Below are 25,263 nucleotides of genomic sequence, written 5' to 3'. Positions count from 1 at the left end.
AAGACCGGAGGCAGGTTCCCGATGGCCGACGTCCAGAGCCGGTTCCGGCTCACCCACGACGACTTCGTCATGCGGAACCACCGGCTGCACGAGGTGTCGGTGCTTCCCGGCGTCGTCTTCTTCGACCTCGTCTACCGCACCGCCGTCGCGGCCGGCTGGGACCACCGCCGGCTCTGCGTACGGGACACAGTGCTCGCCGAGGCGATCGTCACCACCGACGGCTTCGACCGCGAGGTCGTGCTCACCATCGGCGAACCACAGGACGCGGGGCGTCCGTTCACCGTCCGCAGCCGCTGGCTTCGCGGTGACGACCCGGTGTCCGGCTGGCACGACAACGCTCACGGGCTGATCTGCCTCACCGACGAGCCGGTCCCGCCGCCGCTCGACCTGGCCGCGCTGCGGGCCGCCGCCGACCGGCACGACGACGTGGAGGTGCTCTACCAGCGGGCGGTACGGGAGCACATCCGCCACGGCCCGGCGATGCGCTGCCGCGGCACCCTGCACATCGGCGGCGGCGCGCTCCTGGCCGACCTGACCCGCGAGCAGCAACCGGGGGCCGCAGCCGCCGGGTTCCACCTGCACCCGGCCTCGCTGGACGCCTCGACGCTGGCCGGGTTCGGGCAGGTCGGGATGCCGACCGACGACCCGTTCGTGCCGATGTTCGTCCAGGAGTTCCGGGCACCCGAGCCGCTGCCGCCGACGTGTCATGTCCACGTGCCGCGCCCGGAACGGCTCGCGCCGTCCGGCGACGTGATCACCACCGACTACACGATCCGCGACGCGGACGGCCGGTTCCTGGCCGGCTTCACCGGCCTCACCTGCAAGCGCATCCGCGAATCCGGGCTGGTACGCCGGCTGCTCGCCGACGTGTCGGCCGACGCCGCGCCGGTCCGGCCCGCCGCCGCGCCACCGGCGACGGTGCCCGGGCAGCCCGCGGCGTCCTCGCCGGGCGCCGCGAACGGCTTCACCGACACGCTGCGCGCCGCCGTCGCGGACATGCTCGGCCGGCCGCCCGCCGAGGTGGCGACCGGCACCGGGTTCTACGACCTCGGCTTCGACTCGGTCGCGCTGCTCCGGCTCACCGAGCGGGTCGAGCAGCTCGTCGGCCGCAAGCTCTACCCGACGCTGTTGTTCGAGCACACCACCATCGACGCGCTCGCCGCGCACCTGTCCACCGGGCAGGCCCCGGCCGCGCCGGCCGTCCCTCAGTCGTCCGACGCGCCGGTGGCCGCCGCGGCTCCGGCCGCCCCCGAGTCGACGGTGCTGTCCTTCGTCGACGCCTGGGTGCCCGCGGACCCGGCGCCGCCGAGCACCGGTACCCCGGAGGCGCTCGTGGTGGGCGGCGCGCTCCCCGCCGGGCTCGCCGCCGCCCACGTGGACTCCGTCGACCGGCTCCGCGACGCCCCTGACCTGCCGCCCGCCGTCGTCCTGCTGACCGACGACCCGGCCGCCGACCTGTGGCGCGCCGCCACCGCCCTCGTTGACGCCGGACCGCGCGACCTGCTCGTCGTGCACGCCGGTGAGACCACCGCCGAGCAGGCGGCGACCGCGGCGCTGGCCCGTACCGTGACCGCCGAGATCCCCGGCCTGCGCTGCCGGTTCGTCCAGGTCGATCACGCCCGCGACCTCGCCACCGCGGTACGCGCCGAGCTGCGCGCGGGCGACGCCGAGCCGGAGGTCCGCCACGTCGGCGGCCGGCGTCTCGTGCGGCGATGGCGCGAGGTGGACCCGGCCGCCGGGGCCACGGGCGGGGAGCCGTTCCGCGACGGCGGCGTCTATCTGATCACCGGGGGATCCGGTGGTCTCGCCGCCGTCCTCGCGACGCACCTCGCGCGGCGGCACCGGGCCCGGATCGCCCTGCTGTCGCGTACCGCGCCCGCGGCGGCGCTCGTCGACCGGTGCCGCGCGGCGGGCGCCGAGGTGCACGTGGCCATCGCCGACGTCACCGACGCCGCCGCTGTGGACGCGGCGGTGACCGGTGTACGGGAGCGGTTCGGCCGGATCGACGGGGTCCTGCACTGCGCCGGCGTCACCCGGGACGGGCTGTTCTTCCGCGGCGATCCGGGCGACCTCGCCGCCGTCGCCGCCCCCAAACTCGACGGCCTGCGCCACGTCGACGCCGCCACCGCCGGTGACGCGCTCGACTTCCTGGTCGCCTTCTCCTCCGCTTCGGCCGACGTGGCCAACCCCGGTCAGGCCGCCTACGCGTACGCCAACGCGGGCCTGCGGCACGTCGAGCGGCGCGGTCGCGGCCGGACCGTCGTCATCGGCTGGCCGTACTGGGCCGAGGGCGGCATGCGCGCGCCCGCCGACGCCCTGCGCCGCTCGACCGAGCACACCGGCCAGGAGCCGATGCCCACCGACACCGCGCTGGGCGTCCTGCGCGACGTGCTGCGCGGTCCGTACGACGCGGTGCTGGTCCTGCACGGGCAGGCGGACCGGCTGCGGGAACTCGTGCCGGCCGCCGGTGCGGCTGCGGCCACCGCCGCCTCGCGCCCGGCTGCCGGGTCCGACGGCGGACCGGCTGTCGGTGAGCCGGCCGTGGGCGGGCCGGGCGACGACGCGGTCGCGGTGGTCGGCGTGGCCGGGCGTTACCCCGGCGCGGACGACCTGGACGCGTTCTGGCGCAACCTGGCCGGCGGCGTCGACGCGATCACCGAGGTGCCCGCCGGCCGCTGGGACCACGCGGCGCTGTTCGACCCGGAGAAGGGCACCCCCGGGCGTACGTACGGCCGGTGGGGCGGCTTCCTCGACGGCGTCGACCGCTTCGCGCCGACCTTCTTCGGGGTGTCCCGGCGCGACGCCGAGCGGATGGACCCCCAGGAACGGCTGTTCCTCACCACCTGCTGGCACGCCCTGGAGAACGCCGGACATCCGCCCGAGACCCTGCGCGGCGAGGTCGTCGGCGTCTACGCGGGCGTCATGTGGAACCACTACCAGCTCGTCGGCGGGGCCACCGACGGCGTCGCCCCGACCGCGATGCACTGCGCGATCGCCAACCGCGTCTCGCACACCTTCGACCTGACCGGGCCGAGCCTGGCCGTCGACACCGCCTGCTCGTCGTCGCTGATGGCCGTGCACCTCGCGGTCGAGAGCATCCGGCGGGGCGAGTGCACGCTCGCCCTGGCCGGCGGCGTGAACGTGACGGTGCACCCGCAGAAGTACCTCCAGCTCGCGCAGGGGCAGTGGTTGTCCACCGACGGCCGGTGCCGCGCGTTCGGCGCGGACGGCACCGGCTACGTGCCCGGCGAGGGGGTCGGCGCGGTGCTGCTCAAGCCGCTGTCGCGCGCGCTCGCCGACGGCGACCACGTGTACGGCGTCATCCGCGCGACGTCGGTGAACCACACCGGACGTACCGCCGGGGCGACAGTACCGAGCCCCGGCTCCCAGGCCGCGCTCGTCCGCGCCGCGCTGGACTCGGCCGGCTGGGCCCCCGCCACGCTGGGCTACGTCGAGGCCCACGGCACCGGCACCGCGCTCGGCGACCCGATCGAGGTCGAGGGCCTCCGGCAGGCGTTCGACGGTGCGGACCTGCCGGCCGGGGCGTGCGCGATCGGCTCGGTCAAGTCGAACATCGGGCACCTGGAGGGCGCCGCCGGGATAGCCGGCCTGACGAAGGTGCTGCTGCAACTGCGGCACCGCGCGCTCGTGCCGTCGCTGCACGCCGAGGAACTCAACCCGCACATCGACTTCGCCGCCGTGCCGCTGCGGGTCCAGCGCACGCTGGAGCCGTGGACTCCGCCGCCCGGCGTACCGCGGCGGGCCGGCGTCAGCGCGTTCGGCGCCGGGGGCACCAACGCGCACGTGCTGGTCGAGGAGTTCGCCCCCGCCGCCGCACCCGCGCCGGACGGGCCGGCGCTCGTGGTGCTCTCCGCGCCGACCGCCGAGACACTGCGGGCGTACGCGGGCGCGATGGCGGCCGGCCTGCCGGAGTCGACCGGCCCGACCGCGGCGGTGGCCGACCTTCTCGGCGTACCCGAGGAGGCGCTGGAAACGTCGGCGACCCTCGGCGATCTCGGGCTCGACCCGGCGCGGCTGGCGGACCTGGTCGGGGTGGAGGCGATCGGCCGGCTGAGCGTTGCGACGCGCCTCGACGAACTCGCCGCGGACCGGGGCGTCCGCGACATCGCCTACACGACGCAGGTGGGACGGGCGCCGCAGGCGGTCCGCATCGCCGTCGTGACGTCCGGCACCGACGCGCTGCGCAGCGCGCTGGAACGCTTCGCCCGCGGTGCGGACACCGGGGACGTGGTGACCACCGGCGCGCCCGCCACCGGCGATCCGGTGGCGGCCTTCCGGGCCGGTGACCTGCACGAGGTGGCCCGGCACTGGGTCGGCGGCGGCGCGGTCGACTGGTCCGCCTGCTACCCGGACGGGCATCCCCGCCGCGTACCGCTGCCGACCTGCCCGCTGCCGGAGGAGCCCTGCTGGATCGGCGGCTGGGACGCCGCTCGCGCCGGCTCCGCCGGCACGCTCCGCGCCGGGACCGGCGGTGGCGACGCCGTCGCGGTGGCCGCGAGCCCGCCACCGGCCGTCGACGGCGACGTGGTCGTGCCGGACGGGCCGGACCTGGAGTTCCGTGTCCTGGACCAGGGCGTCGCGCTGGTGTCGATGCGCGCGCCGATGTTCACCGACGGGCTGCTCGCGGCTTTGGGGGACACGTTCGCGGAGATCGAGCGGCGCGACGACGTACGTGCGGTGGTGATCACCGGCCACGGCTCGGTATTCAGCATGGGCGGCACTCCCGAGGCCCTGCGGGCGCTGGCCGAGGGCGAGGGCACGTTCACCGACGCCGCGCTCGTGTACGAGGGCATCCTGCGCTGCACCCGGCCGGTCGTCACCGCCGCCGCCGGGCACGCCTCCGGCGGGGGACTGGCGTTCGCCTGCTACGGCGACGTGGTCGTCCTCGGCGACACGTCGGTGTACAGCGCGAACTTCACCCGCTACGGCTTCACCCCGGGCATGGGCGCCACCTACATCCTGGAGCAACGCCTCGGCCCCGCCCTGGCCGCCGAGATGATGCTGACCGGACGGTCGATGACCGGCGCCGAGCTGAGCCGGCGCGGAGCCGGCGTGACCGTGCTGCCGCCGCAGGAAGTCGTTCCGGCCGCGCTGGACCTGGCCCGGTCCATGGCGGACAAGCCACCGGCGGTGATCCGGTCGCTCAAGAACGAACTCGCCGGCCGGATCCTCGACCGGCTGCCCGAGGTCATCGCCAGCGAGGTCCGAATGCACGGGAACGTCCTCGGCGCGGAGTCCGCCGCCCTGGTACGGGAGCACTTCACCAAGGTCGACGAGTTCCGTAGCCGGGCGACGCCGGCCGCGCAGCCGGAGCCCGGACCGGACGACGGCGCGGTGGGCGACGCGGTGACGGAGATCGTGGGCGCCCTGCTGTACCTGCGCCCGGACGAGGTGCTGCCGTCCCGCACCTTCGCCGACCTGGGACTGGACTCCATCGGCGCCGTCGAGCTGGTGCGGGACCTCAACCGCCGGTTCGGCACCGACCTGGACTCGGCAGCCGTGTACGACCACCCCACAGTGCCCGATCTCGCCCAGGCGGTGCTGCGCAACCTGGCCGAGTCCGCCTCCCTGCGCGCCCAGGCCACCGCGCCCCCGGAGCCGTCCGTCGTGGACGAACCGGTCCCGGCCAAGGTGCCCGGGCCCGCCGCACCCGCGCCCGCTGTCACCGAGGCCGCTACGCCGGCCGTCGCCGAGGTGGCCGCGCCCGCTGCGGCCGCTGTCACCGCGCCGGCTGTCGCCTCGCCGGCCGCCGCGGGCCCGCCGCCACTGGTCCTGACCGCGCCCGGCGCGGCGCCCGGGACTGCCCCGCCGTCCGGGGCCGCCCCCGCCACGGCCCCGGAGCCCCCGCCGCTGACGTTCGCCGTCCGCCCACCGCCCGCGTCGCCTTCCCACCGAGAGCCGGCACCGGCGGCGACACCGGCACCGGCGTCGTCATCCGCACCGGCCGGGACACCGGCCTCGGACGCGGCGTCGCCGGGCGCGGACCCGTCGACTGCGATCGCGGTGATCGGGATGGCCGGACGATTCCCGGGCGCCCCGGACCTCGACACGTTCTGGGACAACCTCGCCGCCGGCCGGTCCGCCATCCGGGAGGTGCCGTCCGACCGCTGGGACCTGACGGGACTCTACGACCCGGACCCGGCCGCACCCGGCCGCACCCGCAGCCGGTGGGCGGCGCTGCTGGACGACGTGGACGCGTTCGACGCCGGGCTGTTCCGCATCTCACCGCTCGAAGCCGAGGCGATGGACCCGCAGCAGCGGATCTTCCTGGAGCAGGCGTGGGCGGCACTGGAGAACGCCGGGTACGCCGGGCGGCCGATGCGGTGCGGCGTCTTCGTCGGCTGCGGCGCGGGCGACTATCCCCGGCTGCTGGAGCGGCACGGACGCAGCGACAGCAGCGAGGCGTTCCTCGGCGGGGCCAGCTCGATCCTGCCGGCCCGGATCGCGTACCTGCTCGACCTGACCGGGCCCACGATGGCGATCGACACCGCGTGCTCGTCGTCGTTGACGGCGGTGCACCTGGCCTGCGAGAGCCTGCGCTCGGGCGACTGCGACACGGCGCTGGCCGGCGGCGTCGCGGTGATGTGCACGCCGCAGATGCAGGTCTGGACCAGCCAGACGGGGATGCTGTCGCCGACCGGCCGGTGCCTGCCGTTCGACGCCGCCGCCGACGGCATCGTGCTCGGCGAGGGCGTCGGCGTGGTCGTCCTCAAGCGGCTGGACCGGGCGCTCGCCGACGGCGACCACGTCCACGGCGTCATCCTCGCCGGCGGCGTGAACGGCGACGGCCGTACCAACGGCATCACCGCGCCGAGCGCGGTCTCCCAGGTCCGTCTGCTGCGTGAGGTCCACGCCCGGGCGGGCGTCGAGGTCGGGTACGTCGAGACGCACGGCACCGGCACCGCGCTCGGCGACCCGATCGAGGTCAAGGCGCTGGCCCAGGTCGTCGGCCCGCACTGCCGGATCGGCTCGGTCAAGGCGAACATCGGTCACACCACGATGGCCGCCGGCGTGGCCGGCCTGATCAAGGTGCTGCTCAGCCTGCGGCACCGGCAGTTGCCACCGACCCCGCACGCCACCGAGGCGATCCCCGGGCTGCCGGTGGTGCGCGAACTCACCGGGTGGCACGACGACCGGCTGGTCGCCGGCGTCAGCTCGTTCGGCTTCAGCGGCACCAACTGCCATCTCGTGGTGGCCGAGGCGCCGGCCGCGACGGCGGGCACCGGCACCGGGCCGGTGGTGGTACCCGTCTCGGCCCGTACCGCGTCCGCGCTGCGCGACCTGACGGACCGGCTGGCCCGGCGCCTGCGTACCGAACCGGCCGACGTCCACGACGTCGCCGCGACCCTCGCGCGGGGCCGGGCGCACCTGGCGGTCCGGGCCGCGTTCGTCGCCGCCGACACCGCCGACCTGGTCCGGCAGCTCGCCGGCGGGCCGCCCGCGCCCGACGCGCCGGCCGACCTGGTCGCCCTCGCCGAGCGCTGGGTGGCCGGCGCGGACGTGGACTGGACGGCGATGCCGGCCGGGCGTCGCATCCCGCTGCCCACGTACCCCTTCGACCGCGACCGTTTTTGGACCGGCCGCGACCGGCGGGAGACGGCCCTCACCCCGGCCGACCCGCTGGTGGCCGACCACACGCTGCACGGCGTCCCGGTCCTGCCCGGCGCGGCGTTCCTGCACCAGGCCACCGCCGGCGGGACCGCCCGCGCCGCCGACGTGACCTGGCTGCGGCCCGTCGTGGTCACCGAGCCGGTGACGGCTGTCGTCACCCGGGACGACCGGATCACCCTCACCGTCGGGGGAACACCGCACGCCGTCGCCACCCGCCGCGCCCCCGACCCGGCACCGCCGGAGCGGGTGGACCTGCCGTCAGTCGAGGCCCGCTGCCCCGTCCGCCGTCCGGTCGACGACCTGTACGCGGGATTCGCCCGGGCCGGTCTGCGCTACGGGCCGTCCTTCCGGGTGCTGACGGAGCTGCGGCTGGGCGCCGGTGAGGCGCTCGGCATGCTCGCCACCGGCCCCGACAGCGACGTCCAGCTGCTCGACGGGGCGTTGCAGGCGGTCGCCGGGCTGGTCGATCCCGCCGACCGGATGCTCGTCCCGTTCGCCGTCGAGTCGGTCTTCGTCGCGGACCGGCTGCCGACGACCGCCCGCGTCCACGTGGTACGCCGGGACGGCGGACGGTTCGACGTGGTCCTCACCGACCTGACCGGTGACGTCCGGGCCCGGCTCGACGGTGTGACGCTGCGCCCCTACATGGCGTCCGGCGCCGCATCGGCCGAGAGCCGGCCGGTCGTGACGGCGCCGCCGGAGGACCTGCTGTACGTCCCGGCCTGGCGGCCGGCCGGTGCGCCCTCCGGCCAACCGCCTGCCGGGCGGGCCCTCGCCGTGCACGGCCCCGCCGACGCCGCGCTCGCCGCCGCCCTCGGCGCCGACGACACGCTGCCGCTCGGCGAGCTGCCCACCGGCCGGTACGACACGGTGTACGTGCTCGCCCGCACGGCCGACCCGGCCGCCCCGCCGCAGGACGACTCCGCGACGCCCGAGGCGTTCCGCCTGCTGCGCCGCCTGCTCGACCTGGGCGCGGACCGGGGACCGCTGACGCTCACATTCGTCGTGTCCGGGGTGGCCGGCCTGCCCGGCGAGCCGGTCCACCCGCACGCCGCCGGCCTGGCCGGGCTGGCGAGCGCGATCGCGGCCGAGTATCCGCAGTGGCGGGTCACCTGTGTCGACGCCGGTCCCGGCGACGTCACCCCGGCCGACGCGATCCGCCGCGAGGACGGCACCGACCGACTCGTCGCGCTGCGTGGTGACCGCCGCCTGGTCCGCCGACTGGAGCCGGTGGCCGGGCCGGCAGGCGTGGCGCCGCTGCGCGACGGCGGTGTCTACCTCGTCGTCGGCGGCACCGGCGGCATCGGGTTCGAAGTCAGCCGTCACCTCGCCCGGACCCGCCGTGCCCGGCTCGTGTGGCTCGGCCGGTCCCCGGAGGACGAGCGCATCCGGTCCCTGGTGGCGCAGATCGAGGCGCTGGGCGGACAGGCCGTCTACCTGCGTGCCGACGTCACCGACGCCGTCGCGGTCCGCCGCGCGGTGGCCGAGGCTCGACAGCGGTTCGGGCCCGTCGACGGCGCGTTCCACGCCGCGGTCGTGCTCCGTGACCGTGCCCTGTCCGCGATGGACGAGGCGGCGTTCACCGAGGTGCTGCGGCCGAAGGTCGCCGGTGTCGGTGTGCTCGCCGACGCGCTGGCCGGCGAGCCGCTGGACTTCCTCGCGCTGTTCTCCTCGGCGCTGTCGTTCGCTCCGGCCCCGGGGCAGGCCAACTACGCCGCCGCGAGCACGTTCGAGGACGCGTACGGGCTGGCGCTGCACCGCCGGGGACAACCGGTACGCGTGGTCAACTGGGGCTGGTGGGGCAGCGTCGGCGTGGTCGCCGACCCCGGGTACGCGGCCCGGTTCGCGACGCTGGGCATCGGCTCCATCGAGCCGGCCGAGGGCGTCGCGGCGCTGGAGCGGATCCTCGCCGGCCCGCACCCACAGGTGGCTGTCCTCAAGGGCACGAGGGACGGGCTCGCCGCACTCGGCGTCCACCCGTCGGCGCCCGCCGACGACGCCGTCACCGCGCTCGCGGCACCACCCTCGACGGACGGCACCGCCGCCGGGGACACCGACCCGTCGCTGGACCGGTCCAGCGCGGCCTTCCGTACCCTCGACGGGCTGGCCCGCGACCTGCTGCGCGACCGGCTCCGGGACCGTCAGGTGCCGGCCTCCGGGCCGCTGGCGGCCGCCGTCGCCGCGGCCGTGTCCGCGCCCCCGGCCGGCCTGTCCACCGCTGCCGTGCTCGCCCGGCACCCCGACCTCGCCCCGCACGTCGCGTTGCTGGCCCGGTGCGTCGACGCCCTGCCCGGCGTCCTGGACGGCCGGACCTCACCGACCGAGGTGCTCTTCCCCGGCGGCAGCACCGACCTGGTCGCCGCCGTCTACCAGGGGCAGCAGGCCGCGGACTTCTACCACCGCCTGGTGGCGGCGCAGGCCGCCGCTGCGCTCGGACGGACGGACGGCCGCCCGGGCCGGGTGCTGGAGATCGGCGCCGGCACCGGCGCGGGCTCGGCGTTCGTCCTCGACGCCTGCCCGGGCGTCCGGTACGACTTCACCGACCTGTCGACCGCGTTCCTCCGCGAGGCCGAGGACCGCTTCGGCGGACGCCATCCGGGCCTGCGGTTCGGCGTCCTCGACATCGAACGGGAACCGGCCGGGCAGGGCTTCGAGGCCGGCTCGTACGACGTCGTGCTCGCCACGAACGTGCTGCACGCCACCGCGGACGTGGTCCACAGCCTGCGCCATGCCCGATCCCTGCTGCGCCCCGGCGGTGTGCTGCTGCTCAACGAGGTCACCCGCGCCTCCGACTTCCTCACCGCGACGTTCGGCCTCCTGCCGGGCTGGTGGCGGTTCACCGACGCCCGGCGGCGGCTGCCGCACTCCCCGCTGCTGTCGCCGGCCGGGTGGCGCGCGGCGCTCGCCGAGGCGGGCCTGACCGGCCGGATCCTCGGCATGCCCGGTGTCCCCGACGACGAGCAGGAGCAGTGCGTGCTCGTGGCGACGGCCGGTGCGGCGCCGGTGGACCGGGTGCCGGCCCGCGCCGCCCGGGACTACGTCCGCGCGGTCTTCGCGGAGGTCCTCAAGTACCGCCCCGACCAGCTCGACGACGACGTCACGTTCGACAACTTCGGCGTCGACTCGCTGGTCAGCCAGCACCTCGTACGCCGGTTCTCGGCCGACCTCGGCGACCTGCCGGCCACCCTGCTGTTCGAGCACCTGACGATCGAGCAGCTCGCCGACCACCTGGCCCGGGAACGGCCGGGCCCGCTCGCCGCCACGCTCGGCGTCGCGGCGGTGGACGCCGTGCCGGCGCCGGTCCACCCGGCGGAACCGGAGCGACCGGCCGTCCCGGCGTTCCCGGCCGCCCCGGCCGCCCCGGTCACCTCGGTCACCTCGGTCACCTCGGCCTCCGCCGCCCGGGGCGACGCGGACGCGATAGCTGTCGTCGGCCTGTCCGGCCGCTATCCGGGCGCGCCGGACCTGGAGCGGTTCTGGCAGAACCTGGTCACCGGCACCACCTCGATCACGGAGGTGCCGCCGGAGCGGTGGGACTGGCGCGAGCACTTCGACCCGCGCCGCGGCCGGCCGGGGCACACGTACAGCCGGTGGGCCGGGTTCCTCACCGACGTCGACCGGTTCGACCCCGGCTTCTTCGGCATCCTGCCGAAGGACGCGGCCGCGATGGACCCGCAGGAGCGGCTGTTCCTGGAGACCGTCTGGCTGATGCTGGAGGACGCGGGCGCCCTCGGCGGAGCCCTGCCGCGCGACACCGGCGTCTTCGTCGGCACCATGTACGGCTCGTACGGCCGCATCGCCGCCGCGCAGGGCTGGCCGGAGGGCCGCTACACCGACGGGCACTCGGCGTACTGGTCGATCGCCAACCGGGTGTCGTACACGCTCGACCTGACCGGGCCGAGCTTCGCCGTCGACTCGGCCTGCTCCTCCTCGTTGACGGCGGTCCACCTGGCCTGTGAGAGCCTGCGCCGCGGGGAGTGTTCGGCGGCCGTCGCCGGTGGCGTCAACCTGGTCCTGCACCCGGCGCACCTGATCGCGCTGTCGTCGATGACCATGTTGTCGGCCGACGGCGCCTGCAAGGTCTTCGACGAGCGCGCCGACGGGTTCGTGCCCGGCGAGGGCGTCGGCGCGGTACTGCTCAAACCCCTGTCCGCGGCCCTGCGCGACGGCGACCGGATCTGGGGCGTCATCGAGGGCGGCTTCGTCAACGCGGGCGGCAGGACCGCCGGCTACACCGTCCCCAACCCCACCGCGCAGGCCGACCTGGTGGTCCGGGCGCTCGCCGCGGCCGGGGTGACACCCGGCGACGTCGGCTATCTGGAGGCGCACGGCACCGGCACGGCTCTCGGCGACCCGATCGAGATCGCCGGTCTCGGCCGGGCGCTCGGTAACGCGCTGCCGGACGGCCGGCGGATCCCGGTCGGCTCGGTCAAGGCCAACATCGGTCACCTCGAAGGCGCCGCCGGCATCGCCGGCCTGACGAAGGTGCTGCTGCAACTCGCGCACGGCACGATCGCGCCCTGCGCGAACCTGTCCACTGTCAACTCCCGCATCGACCTGTCCGGGTCGTTCCTCCTGCCGACGAGCGCACAGCCGTGGACCGCGCCGCGGCGCGCCGGGGTCAGCTCGTTCGGGGCGGGCGGCGCGAACGCGCACCTCGTGGTCCGGGAGCATCCCGCGCCGCCGCCCGCGCCCGTCCAGCCGGGGCCGCACGTCGTGGTGCTGTCGGCGCGGACCCCGGAGCAGCTGCGGACGCTCACGGCCGACCTCGCCGACCTGGCCGAGCGGACGCGCCCGCGCCTCGACCAGCTCGCGTACAGCACCCAGGTCGGGCGGGCGGAGTTCGACAACCGGCTCGCCGTCGTCGTGTCCGACATCGACGAGCTGGTCCGCCGGCTGCGAGCCGGCGAGGTCATTACCGGAACCGCCGGCACCGATCCGCTGTTCGACGGCGACGGCGGCGCCGAGATCGCCGCCGACCTGCTGCGCCGCGGCCGGCTCGACCAGTCGGCGAAGCTGTGGGTACGCGGCGTCCCGGTCGACTGGGCGGGCCGGTGGCCGGTACGGCCGGGACGGGTGCCGCTGCCGCCGTACCCGTTCGACAGGCAGCGGCTGTGGCTGCCCGAGCCGACCGGTACCGCACGGCCGGCGCCGCCGTCCGTACCGGAGGGTGACCTGACCGCCGACGGCCGGACCGCCGTGCTGCCGGGCCTGGCGGTGCCGGAGGCGACGGCGCCGGAGACCGCCGCGCCCGAGGCGGCGGTGCGGGAGACCGTCGTGCCCGAGGCGGCGGTGCCGCAGATTGTCGTGCCGGGGAGCGTCGTGCCGGACGTGGCGGCGCGGGAGACCGGCGTGCCCGAGAGCGACCCGTGCGTGTACCTGCGGCCGCAGTGGCGGGCCGAGCCGCCGCCGGAGGGTGGGCGACCGCCGGCCCGCATCCGGGTGATCGGCGAGGGCCCGACGTTCGGCGGCCGCCACGACCAGGCCGACCCGGACGTGATCGTGGTGCACCTGCCGGCCCGTGCCGGCGGGCTCGCCGACGAGGTGCGCGAGAGCCTGCACACCGTCCTGCGGGCCGCCGTCGAGGTGCTCACCCCGGATCCGGCCGCGCCGCTGCGGATCGTCGTCGGCTGCCCGGACGAGCGGCCCGCGTACACCGCCGTGACGGCGGCGCTGCGCACGCTCGCGCTGGAGCACAGCGGCTTCTCCGGGGTGGTGGTCCGGGGTGGTGTGACCGCCGAGGCGGACCTGTGGCACGTCTCCGGGCCGCCGGAGCAGCGGGTCGACGACATCCGCTGGACCGGCGGCGTCCGTGAGGTACGCCGGATGGTGCCGTTCCGGCCCGGCCCGGCCGTCCGGCGCACCGGCGGCGTGTACGTCGTGGTCGGCGGCACCGGCGCCGTCGGCCGGCACCTCGCCGCGCACCTCGCCGCGACCCGTACGCCCTCGGCGGTGGTGCTGGTCGGCCGGACCGCGCCGACCGACGACGCCTTCGCGTTCGTCCGCGCGGACGTGACTGTCGAGTCCGACGTGCGCAGCGCCGTGGCCGAGATCCGCCGCCGCTACGGGCGCATCGACGGGGTGATTCACGCCGCGGGCGTGCACGACGACGCCCGCGCCCTGACGAAGCCGGACGCCGCCGTCGACGCGGTGCTGGCCCCGAAGGTGTTCGGCCTGCGGCACCTGGTGGACGCGCTCGGCACGGAACCGCTGGAGTTCCTCGCGCTGTGCTCGTCGATCGCCGGACGCACCGGCAACCTCGGGCAGGTCGACTACGCGTACGCCAACGCGTTCCTGGACGAGTTCGCCGCAGGCCGGCCCGGCACGGTGTCCGTCTGCTGGCCGCTGTGGGCCGACGGTGGGATGGCCGTCGACGACGCCACCCGCCGGTTGTTCGCGCGGCGCTGGGGGAGTGCCCCGCTGCCGACGGCCGACGCGGTACGGGCGTTCGACCGCGTCGTGTCGGGCACCGAACCGGTGGTGGCGGTGCAGCGCCCGGCGGACGTCGCGCCGGAGGCCCCGGCCGGTGTTCCGGACCCGGAGCTGGACCTGGACGCGGAGCTGCGTGCGCTCGCCGCCGGGTTCCTGCTCGTCGAACCGGACGAGGTCGACCCGGACATCCAACTGCTCGACCTGGGCTTCGACTCCATCTCGCTGACCGGGCTGGTGAACGAGACGAACGAGCGCTTCGGCGTCGACCTGCTGCCCACAGTCCTCTACGAGCACCCCACGCTCGCCGCCTTCGGCGCGTACCTGCGCACCGTACTCCCGGCCCGGCCGGCCCCGGCCACCGTGGACGCCGGGCTCACGGCGGCCCGGCCCGCGGCGGAGGCCGCCGAGCCCTCGGCGGACCTGCCGGCCGACGCGGTCGCCGTGGTGGGAATGGCCGGGGTACTGCCCGGCTCGCCGGACCTCGACGCCTTCTGGCGGCACCTCGCCGCCGGCGACGACCTCGTCCGCGCGGTCCCGGCCGACCGCACCGACCTGCTCGGCGACCCGGCCACCGCCGGTGTCCGCGCCGGTTTCCTCGACGACGTACGCTCGTTCGACGCCGACCTGTTCGGCATCGCGCCGCGCGAGGCCGTGCTGATGGACCCGCAGCAGCGGTTGTTCCTCCAGACCGCCTGGCAGGCCGTCGCCGACGCGGGATACCGGCCGGCGGACCTCGCCGGCACCGACACCGGGATCTTCGTCGGCGTGTCCGCCTGCGACTACGACGACCTGCTCCGCGCGCACGACGTGCCGGTCGAGGCCCACACCGCCAGCGGCCTCGCCGACTGCATCCTGGCCAACCGGGTCTCCTACCTGCTGGACCTGCGCGGCCCCAGCGAGGCCGTCGACACCGCCTGCTCCAGCTCCCTCGTCGCGGTGCACCGCGCGGTACGGGCGCTGCTGGCCGGGGAGTGCGCGACGGCGCTCGCCGGTGGGGTGAACGTGCTGCTGAGCCCCGGCCTGTTCGTGGCGTTCCAGTCCTCGGGCATGCTCAGCGCCGACGGCCGGTGCAAGACGTTCGACGCCTCCGCCGACGGGTACGGCCGCGGCGAGGGCTGCGGCGTCGTGTTGCTCAAGCCGCTGCGTGCGGCGGTCGCCGACGGGGACCAGGTGATCGCCGTCATCCGGGGCAGCGCGGTGAACCACGCCGGCCGCGGGCCGTCGCTGACCGCCCCGAACCCGCAGGCGCAGGCGCAGGTCGTCAGCCGGGCGTACCGGGCCGGCGGCGTCGACCCGGCGAGCGTCAGCTACATCGAGGCCCACGGCACCGGCACCCGGCTCGGCGACCCGATCGAGATCGAAGGGCTGAAGAAGGCGTTCGAGGGCGTGGACGCCACGATCGCGGTCGGGACGGTGAAGACGAACATCGGCCACCTGGAGGCCGCGGCCGGCATCGCCGGGCTGCTCAAGGTGCTGCTGAGCCTGCGGCACGAACGGCTGCCGCGCACGCTGCACCAGCACCGGCGCAACCCGTACCTGCGGCTGGACGGCACCCCGTTCACAGTGCTGGACCACGACGTGCCGTGGACCGGCGACCGGGTCGCCGGGGTCAGCTCGTTCGGCTTCGGCGGCACCAACGCCCACGTGGTCGTGCAGTCGCCGCCGCCGCTGCCGGCGTCCCCGGCGTCGGGCCCCTGGCGCCTGGTGCTGTCCGCGTCCGGTCCCGCGGCGCTGGCGGAGTACCGGCGCCGGGTCGCGGACCACCTCGCGGAGAGCACCGACATGGCCCGTGCCACGTACACGCTCCAGGTGGGACGGGAGGCCCTGGCCCACCGGTTCGCCGCGGTGGTCGCCGACGCCGCCGAGGCGGTGGCGGTGCTGCGCGGCGAGGCGCCGCCCCGCCTCGATGCGGAGACCGAGACCTGGCTGGCCGGCGGCGACGTCGACTGGGCGGCGACCTGGGACCACCGGCCGGCCCGGATCTCCGTCCCCGCCCCGCCGCTGGAGGCCCGGCCGTTCTGGTTCGACGAGGGCCCGGCCCGCGCCGCCGCACCCTCCCGGCCCGCCCCGGCCGAGCTGCCCGCCCCGCGTGTTCCGGCGGAGCCGCCCGCCCCGGTCCGGCGCACCGCCGCCGACCGGATCGTGCTGCGTGATCCGTCGGCGTTGCGCAGGAACGGCGCGGTCCGGCGCACGGCCGCCGACGCGGGAGCGGTGAACGGCGGACCCGCGTCGAACGGCGCGGCCCCGGTGGGCGTGCTCGCCCGCCCGGCCCGACCGGCCGCCCACCCGGCCGGAGCCGGTCCCGCTGCTGCCGCGCCACCCGCCGCCGCGCTACCGGCCGCCCCCGAGCGGCCGGCCGCCGCCGTCGCCCAGGGGCCCGCGCCCGCGGAGGTGGCCGAGGCGGTACGGGACTGTGTGGCGCGGGTGCTCGGCGCCGACCGTACGGAGATCACCGCCGACCGGGCGTTCGCCGACCTCGGCCTCGACTCGATCTTCCGGATGGAGCTGGCCCGGCTGGTGGTGGCGACGTTCGACGTGGAGATCACCGCCGCCGACCTGTACGAGCACGACACGGTCGAGGCGGTGGCGGCGCTCGTGGCCGCCGGTACGCAGGCATCACGCCCGGTCACACCGGCCGGAGACGGCGTCGAGGAGATCGTGACCGGGGTGCTGGAGCGTGCCGTCGAGCCCGGCCGGACGTTCGCCGACAGCGGCCTCACCTCGTTCGACATGCTGCGGGTCGTCGGCGCCCTGGAACAGCGCTACGGCGCGCTGCCTAAGACCCTGCTGTTCGACCACCCCACGATGCCCGACCTCACCGCGTTCCTGGCCGGGCGGTCCGCCGGGACCGGCGTCCGGACCGAGACGGGCACCGGTCCACGGGCCACCGGCCGGACGATCGAGAGCGGCGCCGAGGTCGACGGCGAGCCGGTAGTCGTCCGCAAGCGGACCCTGCCCGGCCGCCCGGCGCTGCGTGACCTCCTGGCCGACCTCGACCGCCGCCACGCCAAGGAGGGCGGGCTGGCCGGACGGGACATCGCACCGTACGCGTTCGTCGACTCGGCGCGGGCCGGCTACGTCAACTTCTCGGTCCGCGGCGACGACGTGTTCGCCTGGAGCTTCGTCGGGCACCACGACCACTTCCACGACCTCGTCGCGGAGTGGATCGCGTGGGCACGGCGCAACGGCCTGCGGCCCAACTTCCTGTCCCTGGCCCACCTGACCGAGGTCGCCGGGGAACCGGTCACCGCGACCCCGTTCGGGGCGGTGCAGCGCCTGACGGACCTGGCCTCGTTCACCGTACGGGGCGGCCGGATGCAGCGCCTGCGCAGCCTCCTGCACCGGTTCGAGCGGGCCGGTGACTGCCGGATCGAGGAGTATCAGGCCGGCGCGTCGCCGGAGACCGACCGGCAGATCGTCGGTCTGATCGACTCCTGGGGTCGCCGCAAGCAGATGGTGAACCCGTACGTCGGCGTGGTCCGGGAGGAGATCGGCGGCGGCACGCTCGACCCCCGGCACCGGGTCTTCCTCACCCGTGTGGACGACGTTCTCGTCAACGCGGTCATCGTCACCCGGATCCCGTCCGAGCGGGGATACCTGCTCGATCTGGAGTTCTACGCCGACGAGATGCCCGCCGGTGGCCTGGAGTGGGCGATCGTCCGGATCATCGAGGTGACCGCCGCCGAGGGCTGCACGTCGTTCAGCTTCGGGGCGAGCTTCGGCGTCGCCATCACCGAGTCGCCGAACGCCGACCCGGCGGTGGCGGACGCGCTGGCGGAGCTGCACTCGGTGGGCGTCTTCGGGCCGGGCAACTTCCAGTTCAAGAACAAGTTCCGGCCCGAGAACACGCCGATCTACCTGTGCCAGCCGGCGACCGGCGACCGTACGTCGGTCACCGACATCATCCTGATGATCGCCAATCCAGACCTCGTGGACGGCGCCCCCGCCGATCCCGCGCCGCTGAACGCCGCACCGCCGCCGCACGCCATCGTGCCGCCGGACGCCGCCGTGCCGTCGCACAACGCCGCGCCGCCGGAGGACGCGGGCCCGCCGCCGGACCCGGCGCTGCGGCCGGGACGTACGGATCTGCTGGCCGCGCACGGGTACAACGCGCTCGCCCTGCCGACCGAGCTGGTCCCCTTCGACCTGCTCACCGACTCCTGGGCGGAGCGGGCGGACGGCTTCGTCGCCGCCCGGACGCGGCTGCTCGCCGAACGGTCCGGCCCGCCGGAGCTCACCGCGCACGACTGGCTGCCCATGCCCGAGGTGGTGCCGACCCGGTCCGGGCGGACGGCCGAGGAACTGCTGTGCCGCTGCCACCCCGGCCCGCGCGGCGTCGTGCTGCACGCGGCGGCCTTCCCGACCTGGCTGTCGACGCTCGCCGACCTCGGCTACGAACCGGTCGCCGTTGGGGTGGGCCGGCTCGACCCGGAGACGATCGAGGCGTTCGCGGCGGAGCTGACCCGCCGGCCCGCCGGGTCGGTGTCGTTCGTGGTGGCGGAGGCGGCCAACAACGCCGCCGGTGGCGTACCCGTCGAACCCGACGCCCTCCGGGAGCTGCGCCGCGTCACCGCCGCGCACGGGGTGCCGCTCGTCCTGGACGCCAGCCGCGTCGTCGACAACGCCGTCGCGCTCGCCGGCCCCGGCGGGGATCCCTGGGCGGTGGTGCGGGACCTGCTCGCCGTCGCCGACACGGCGACGCTCAGCCTGTCCAAGGACTTCGGCGTCACAGCGGGCGGCCTGGTCGCCACCCGCGACCCGGAACTGGCGGCGCGGCTGCGCGAGCACGTGGCGCGGCGCGGCTCCGAGGTGGACCGGGCCACCCGGATGACGCTGCGGGCCGCCCTCGCGGACCGCCGGGGCGTCACGGAACTGGTCCGGCGGCGCGTCGCCGCGGTCGCGGTGCTCCGCGACGGCCTGCGGGCGGCCGGCCTGCCGGTCGTGGACGTCGACGGCGCCCACTGTGTCCTGCTCGACCTCGCCCGGATGCCCGGCCTGGCCGGTCAGGAGCACCCCACGATGTCCGGGCTGGCCTGGCTCTACGCCGGCGCCGGAGTCCGGGGCGCGCCGCACCTGGCGATCGGAGGGCCGCTCGCCGGCACCGTCCGGCTGGCAGTGCCGGTCGGCTTCGGGCCCGACGACGCCGAGGCGGTGGTGGCCGCCGTCGCCGCGCTCGCCGCCGCACCGGGAGAGATGCCCGAACTGGTCACCGGCGGGGTCCGCACGGCCGGGGAGGCGGCCCGGGCGGTCTACCAGCCCGCCGACCGGGTGCCCGAGGACGTCCGGCAGGCGCTGCGCGACCAGGCGCCGGCCGACGACAACGGCAGCGTGCTGCGGGAACACCAGCCGGCCGTACGCCGACGGGTGGTGCCGGTGGCCGGCGCCCAGGTGGAGGTCTTCACCGCCGGCGACGGCCCGCCGCTGCTGCTCGCGCACCCGTTCAACATCGGCGCGGGCGTCTTCGCGCGCCAGTTCGAGGCGCTGGCCGGGCGGTACCAGGTGATCAGCGTCCACCACCCCGGCGTCGGGGCGAGCACCGCCTCGGCCGACCTCACCCTGGACGGGATCGCCGCCCTCGAACTGCGGGTGCTGCGGGAGATCGGGGTCGACGGCCCGGTCCACGTCGCAGGCGCGTCGTTCGGCGGCCTGGTCGCGCTCACGTTCGCCCTGAATCATCCGGAGGACACCGCCTCGCTGATCCTGCTCGGCAGCTCCTACAAGATCGGCAACCGGGTCGGTGAGATCAACCGGCTGGCCGTCGTGGCCGCCCAGGACCTCGACCGCACGATCGAGGGGTCCGGCGCGGACCGGCTGCGGCACGAGCGGGCCGCCGTGGAGGCGCTGCTGCTGCGCTGCGAGAGCATGGACCCCCAGACCGGGCTGCGTTACCTCGACGTGTTCGCGGCCCGGCCGGACCTCCGCGACCGGCTGGGCGAGCTGGACCTGCCGGCGCTCGTGGTGCAGGGCCGGCACGACACAGTCATCCCGTCGGAGACGGCGCGGCTGCTGCACCAGGGCATCAGGGGCGCCCGCTACGAGGAGATCGCCGACGCCGGCCACTTCCCGTATCTGACCAGCCCTCGGGAGTGCAACCGGATCCTGACCGACTTCCTGCGCGGCGCCGGAGGGGAGGGGTCGTGAACGTCCTGACTCCCGAGCTGGAACTGCTCGGTCCCGACGCGACGACCCGTACGACTGTGGTGCGGCCCGGCATGTGCGGGCCGGGGTCGCTGTTCGTCGGCCAGGTCGGCGACTGGACCTGGGACACCGTCAGCGCGCTCTGCGACACCAACGTCTACACCGCCCGCGACGCCGACGGGATGCCGACCTACCTGGCGTTCCACTACATCCACCTGCGCGGCGGCGCGGACCTGCACGTGCGCGGCATGACCTTCGGCGACGTGCTGCGGGTGGACTCGCGGTCCTTCGCCTCCGGCAGCGAGTCGGTGCTGACGCTGCACGAGATCCGGCGCGGCGACCGGCCGGGACGCGTCGTCGACCCGGACGAGTTCTACGCCCACCCCGACCCGGGATGCCTGTACGCGCAGAACTTCAACCGCTGGGTGGTGCGCGGCCCGTCCGGCGGCAACGGCGACCTGCGCAGCGCGTCCCCACCGGGGTTCCGGCACGGGCACCTGCCCGTGCTGCCCGCGCGGCACTCGCCCCGGCGCGCGTACGCCGAACTGCGCGCCCTCGGCGCCGAGCCCGACCCGTCCGACCCGCTGGACCGGCTGGCGCTGGACTACCCGGTCGATCCGAGCCGCGACCTCAACGGGGTGGGACTGCTCTACTTCGCGTCCTACTTCTCCATCGTGGACTGGGCGTCGCTGCGGCTGTGGCGGCACCGCGGCGGCACCGACGCCGGCTTCCTCCGGCGGATCGTGCTGGATCAGCGGATGAGCTACCTCGGCAACGCCGACGTGGGCGCGGTGCTGCGGGTGCGGGTGTCCCGGCGGCCGGGCGGCGACGTGCCCGGCGCCGACGAGACGGTCCGGGTGGTGCTCGCCGACCGCGACACCGGACGGCCGCTCGCGGTGGCCCTTTCGCAGACCCGGACGGAGGGAACGACGTGAGCCCCAGCGACGAAGCGGTCCGGCGGGTGGTCCACGAGGTGATCGCCGAGATCCTGCCGGCGGTCCCCGGCGACCGGATCCCGGGGGACGCGCACCTGCGCGACCTGGGCGCCGACTCGATCGACCGGGTCGAGATCATCCTGGCCCTCCGTGAGCGGCTCGGCGTCGACGAGCCCCTCGGCAGCTTCAGCGACCTGCCCGACATCGACCACCTGGTCGCGTACCTCTGCGAGGTGACGGCATGAACGTGGGCATCGAGGCCCTGAACGTGTACTGCGGGGTGGCCTCCGTCGCGGTGCCGGTCCTGTTCGAGGGGCGCGGTCTGGACGCGGCCCGCCTCGGCAACCTGATGATGACCGCGAAGTCGGTCGCGCTGCCGTTCGAGGATCCGGTCACGCATGCGGTGAACGCCGCCAAGCCGATCCTCGACGCGATGGACGAGGCCGACCGCGACCGGATCGAACTGCTGGTGACCTCCAGCGAGTCCGGCCTGGACCTGAGCAAGTCAATCGCCTCGTACGTGCACCGGCACCTCGGGCTGAGCCGCCGCTGCCGGATGCTGGAGGTGAAACAGGCCTGCTACGCCGCGACCGGGGCGCTCCAGCTCGCCTGCGGCTACCTCGCCGCCGGCCTGTCACCGGGCGCCAAGGCGCTGGTGATCGCGACGGACGTGTCACTGGTGAACGAGAACGCCTCGTACACCGAGCCGGCGATGGGCACCGGCGCCGCCGCGGTGCTGCTCGGCGACGACCCGCGGGTGCTCGACGTGGACCTCGGGGCGTTCGGGACGCACAGCTACGAGACGTTCGACTCGGCCCGGCCGGGCCCGACGTTCGACGTCGCCGACGCCGACCGCTCGCTGTTCGCCTACCTGGACTGCCTGACGAACGCCTACGCGCACTACGCGGAGAAGGTGGCGGACGTCGACTTCGCCACCACGTTCGCCGGGCTGGCCATGCACACGCCGTTCGCGGGCATCGTCCGCGCGGCGCACCGCAAGCTCGCCCGCGAGCACCGGCTGCCCGACGCCGACGCGGACTTCGCCCGCCGGGTCGCGCCCGGCCTGGAGTACCCGCGGCTGGTCGGCAACCTCTGCTCCGGCTCGGTCTACCTGGCCCTGGCCAGCCTGATCGACCACCTGCGGCCCGACGACCCGGTACGCGTCGGGATGTACTCGTACGGCTCGGGCTGCGCCGCCGAGTTCTACAGCGGCCTGGTCGACGGCCGGTCCACCGCCGAGGTCGGCCGGATGCGCATCGGCGAGCACCTCGCCGGCCGGTGCGAGCTGACGTTCGACGAGTACAAGCGGATCCTCGCCGACAACGCCGACTGCCTGGTGCCGGTGGCGGACAAGCGGATCGACCCGGGGCGGTACGCCGAGGTGCTGGACCGGGTGGCCGGTGCGCGCACACTGCTCGCCTGCACCGGCGTCCGCGCCTACCACCGCAGCTACGAGTGGATCGGAGCAGGCGCGTGACGCCGGGGCGGGATCTGGCCGCCGCGCTGCTGGCGGCGGGTCCGCTGCTGCGGGTGCTGCCGCCACCGGTACGGGTGCGGTGCGCCGACCCGGCCACCGCGGCCGCGCTGGCCCGGCTGTGCGACCGGCTGGACGTGCCGGCACCGACGCCGGTGACCGACGCCGCCGACCTCGGCCCCTTCGAGCGGGTGGTGAGCGACCTGCTGGACCTCGACGCGAACCCGGCACCGCCGCCGGCGGACGAGCCGCGCGTGGTCGCCGAGGCGCGCGAACAGGACTTCACCTGCCGCTTCCGGCGCACCGACGTGCGTACCGGCGACGGGGTGGTGCTGCCCACGTACGCCGCCGGCGACCCGGACCGGCCGCCGGTGCTGATGGTGTCCGCGTGCGGGATGCCCGCCCGGCTCGCCGAGGGCTGGGCCGGCCGGCTGTCCCGCGACTTCCACGTGCTCGTCCCCGAGACGCGGGGCCTGTTCGCGGACGTGGACGGATTCTCCGCCGACACCGGCGTGGTGGCCCAGGCCGACGACCTCCTCGCGGTGCTGGACCGGTTCGGGCTGCGCCGCGCGCACCTGATCGGCCTGTGCGGCGGCGCGGTGCTCGCGGTCGTCGCGGCCGCGCGGGCGCCGGAGCGGGTGTCGTCGCTGAGCCTCTGGCACGGCGACTTCGACCTCGGCGACGAGAGCCCGAAAACCGACCACCAGCAGAACCTGCAGGCCCTGATGGCGATGGCCGCCCGCAGCCCGCAGCAGGCCGCGGCGGTGCACGCGGTGCTCACCAACACCATGCTCGGCGTCGCCCCGCCACGGCTGGCGCACCTGGTCACGTACCCGTACGCGACGCCGGAGCTGCTGCGCCGGTACTGCCGGCTCAACGGCGCGATCATGGGCACGGACCTGCGCCCGTACCTCGCCGGGCTGACCACGCGCACGCTCGTCGTCACCAGCGAGGACGACCACACGGCGCACCCCGCCGGGTCGCGGGCCGTGGCCGCCCGGATCGCCGGGTCCGTCCTGCACGTCGCCGAGCACGGCGACCACCTGTCGCTGTTCCACGCCGAGGAGAGCCTCGTCGACCTCGCCGCGCGATTCGTCGCCGGCGACGACGCCCTCGGCACACGATCTCCCGCCGAAGCCGGCCGGCGGGTGCCCCCCGTCCCGACGAGAGGTGGAGAGGAGGTGTTCCCATGACCAAGGAGACCGCGCCCAAGAAGTCGCTCCCGGTGCGCAAGCTGGAGTCCATCAAGGCCAGCACCGTCGCCCCGTGCGCGCCCGCGCTGAACTGAACCCGGTGACACGGGGGCGGGGGTCCGGCTGCCGGACCCCCGCCCCTGCGCCCAGTCCCGCACCGTCAGAGGAGAGGTCCCACAGTGACCGAGTTCGCCCTCGACGCACCGGTCCTGGTCCGGCCGTACACCGCCCGCAGAGACGGTGACTTCGCCGTGATCGGTGACGACAGTCGTCAGGTCTACCTGTCCATCCCGGCCGAGGGCCTCGACCTGCTGGAGTGGCTGCGCGACGGCGCCACAGTCGGTGAGGCCGTCCGCCGCTTCGAGGCGACGCACGAGGCGTCACCGGACGCCGACGCGTTCCTCCAGGCGCTGGCCGACGAGGGGTTCCTCGCCCCGGCCGGCGCGCACGACCCGCCACCGGACGCCGAACCGGCCCGGCCGCCACGCCCCGGGCATCTGGCGTGGCTGTCCCCGCAGGCCGCGCGGCGCCTGCTGAGCCGGCCCGTGCTCGCCGTCTGCGGGGTGATCGTCGGAGTCGCGGTCGCGATGGCCGTCGACCGGCCGGGGCTGGTGCCCGGGCCGTCCAGCCTCATGTTCCACTCCCACTTCTGGGCCTACCTGCTGGTCGTCCTCGGCATCGCGGTGATCGGCGTGTGGCTGCACGAGCTGGCCCACGTCGTGGGGGCGCGCGCCGCCGGCACGTCGGCCCGCATGACTGTCGGCAACCAGATGTACGCCATCGTCGCGCAGACCGACCTGTCCGGGATGTGGATGGCGTCCAAGCGGGAACGTTTCGTCGCGGTGCTGGTCGGGCCGCTCGTCGACGTGATCGGCGCGGCACTGCTGTTCATCACGCTGTGGCTGAACGACGTCGGCGTCCTCGGCCTGCCGGAGCCGGTACGGCTGGTGGTGGCCGGCGTGCTGTTCACCTCGTTCATCCGGCTGCTCTGGCAGACGTTCCTGTTCCTGCGTACCGACTTCTACTACCTGATCACGACGGCGCTGGACACCCGGAGCCTGATGGCCGACACCGGCGCCTACCTGCGCAACCTCGTCCGGCGGGTGCTGCGCCGCCGGCTCATCGACCAGTCCGGGGTGGGGCGCGGCGAGATGCGCACCATCCGGATCTACGCGGTCGTCTGGGTGCTGGGCCGCGTCGTGGCCCTGGCCGTCCTGTTCACCGCGACGATCCCGCTGCTGTGGTTCTACCTGGTCCGGGTCGTCGGCTTCTTCCGCGGTGACGAGATGACCGGCCAGTTCACCTGGGCGGACGTCCTCGCGCTGGCGATGCTGTCGTTCCTGCTCGACGGCGGCGGCACCCTGATGTGGCTGCGGTCGCTGCGACGCTCCAGCCGGCTGCGCCGCCGCGCGCCGGACCGCGTCCTGGTGGAGTAGGCCCCCACGGACGACGACTCCGC

At 75.5% G+C, this 25,263-nt stretch carries 6 protein-coding genes; all 6 read left to right on the top strand.

Going from position 1 to position 25,263, the window contains the following annotated elements:
* Window positions 1–21: 21 nt before the first annotated feature.
* Window positions 22–20,205, top strand: a complete 20,184-nt coding sequence (locus tag MICAU_RS19370; RefSeq protein WP_013287043.1) for an SDR family NAD(P)-dependent oxidoreductase — start codon at window positions 22–24, stop codon at window positions 20,203–20,205.
* Window positions 20,202–21,137, top strand: coding sequence for an LnmK family bifunctional acyltransferase/decarboxylase (locus MICAU_RS19365; protein ID WP_013287042.1), 936 nt, complete (start codon window positions 20,202–20,204; stop codon window positions 21,135–21,137). Before MICAU_RS19370 ends, MICAU_RS19365 begins: the two co-directional genes overlap by 4 nt.
* Window positions 21,134–21,382: an acyl carrier protein gene (locus tag MICAU_RS19360; protein WP_013287041.1), complete on the top strand. Its 249-nt coding sequence runs from the start codon at window positions 21,134–21,136 to the stop codon at window positions 21,380–21,382. The genes MICAU_RS19365 and MICAU_RS19360 overlap by 4 nt, the downstream gene beginning before the upstream one ends.
* Window positions 21,379–22,614 carry a hydroxymethylglutaryl-CoA synthase family protein gene (locus MICAU_RS19355; RefSeq protein ID WP_013287040.1) on the top strand — a complete coding sequence of 412 codons (1,236 nt, stop codon included), beginning with the start codon at window positions 21,379–21,381 and terminating at the stop codon, window positions 22,612–22,614. Before MICAU_RS19360 ends, MICAU_RS19355 begins: the two co-directional genes overlap by 4 nt.
* Window positions 22,611–23,804, top strand: coding sequence for an alpha/beta fold hydrolase (locus MICAU_RS19350; protein WP_013287039.1), 1,194 nt, complete (start codon window positions 22,611–22,613; stop codon window positions 23,802–23,804). Before MICAU_RS19355 ends, MICAU_RS19350 begins: the two co-directional genes overlap by 4 nt.
* Window positions 23,805–23,983: 179 nt before the next feature.
* A complete protein-coding gene (locus tag MICAU_RS19345; protein ID WP_013287037.1) occupies window positions 23,984–25,240 on the top strand; it encodes a hypothetical protein in 1,257 nt (418 codons plus the stop codon).
* Window positions 25,241–25,263: the final 23 nt, after the last annotated feature.

This window comes from Micromonospora aurantiaca ATCC 27029, from assembly GCF_000145235.1.
Lineage (GTDB): Bacteria > Actinomycetota > Actinomycetes > Mycobacteriales > Micromonosporaceae > Micromonospora > Micromonospora aurantiaca.
Note: the sequence above shows the minus strand (reverse complement) of the source record. Positions and strands in the feature narration are given on the sequence as shown.

Excerpts from the sequence above, each read along its gene's own strand:
- MICAU_RS19370 (WP_013287043.1), top strand. The coding sequence starts at position 22 with ATGGCCGACGTCCAGAGCCGGTTCCGGCTCACCCACGACGACTTCGTC.
- MICAU_RS19355 (WP_013287040.1), top strand. The coding sequence starts at position 21,379 with ATGAACGTGGGCATCGAGGCCCTGAACGTGTACTGCGGGGTGGCCTCC.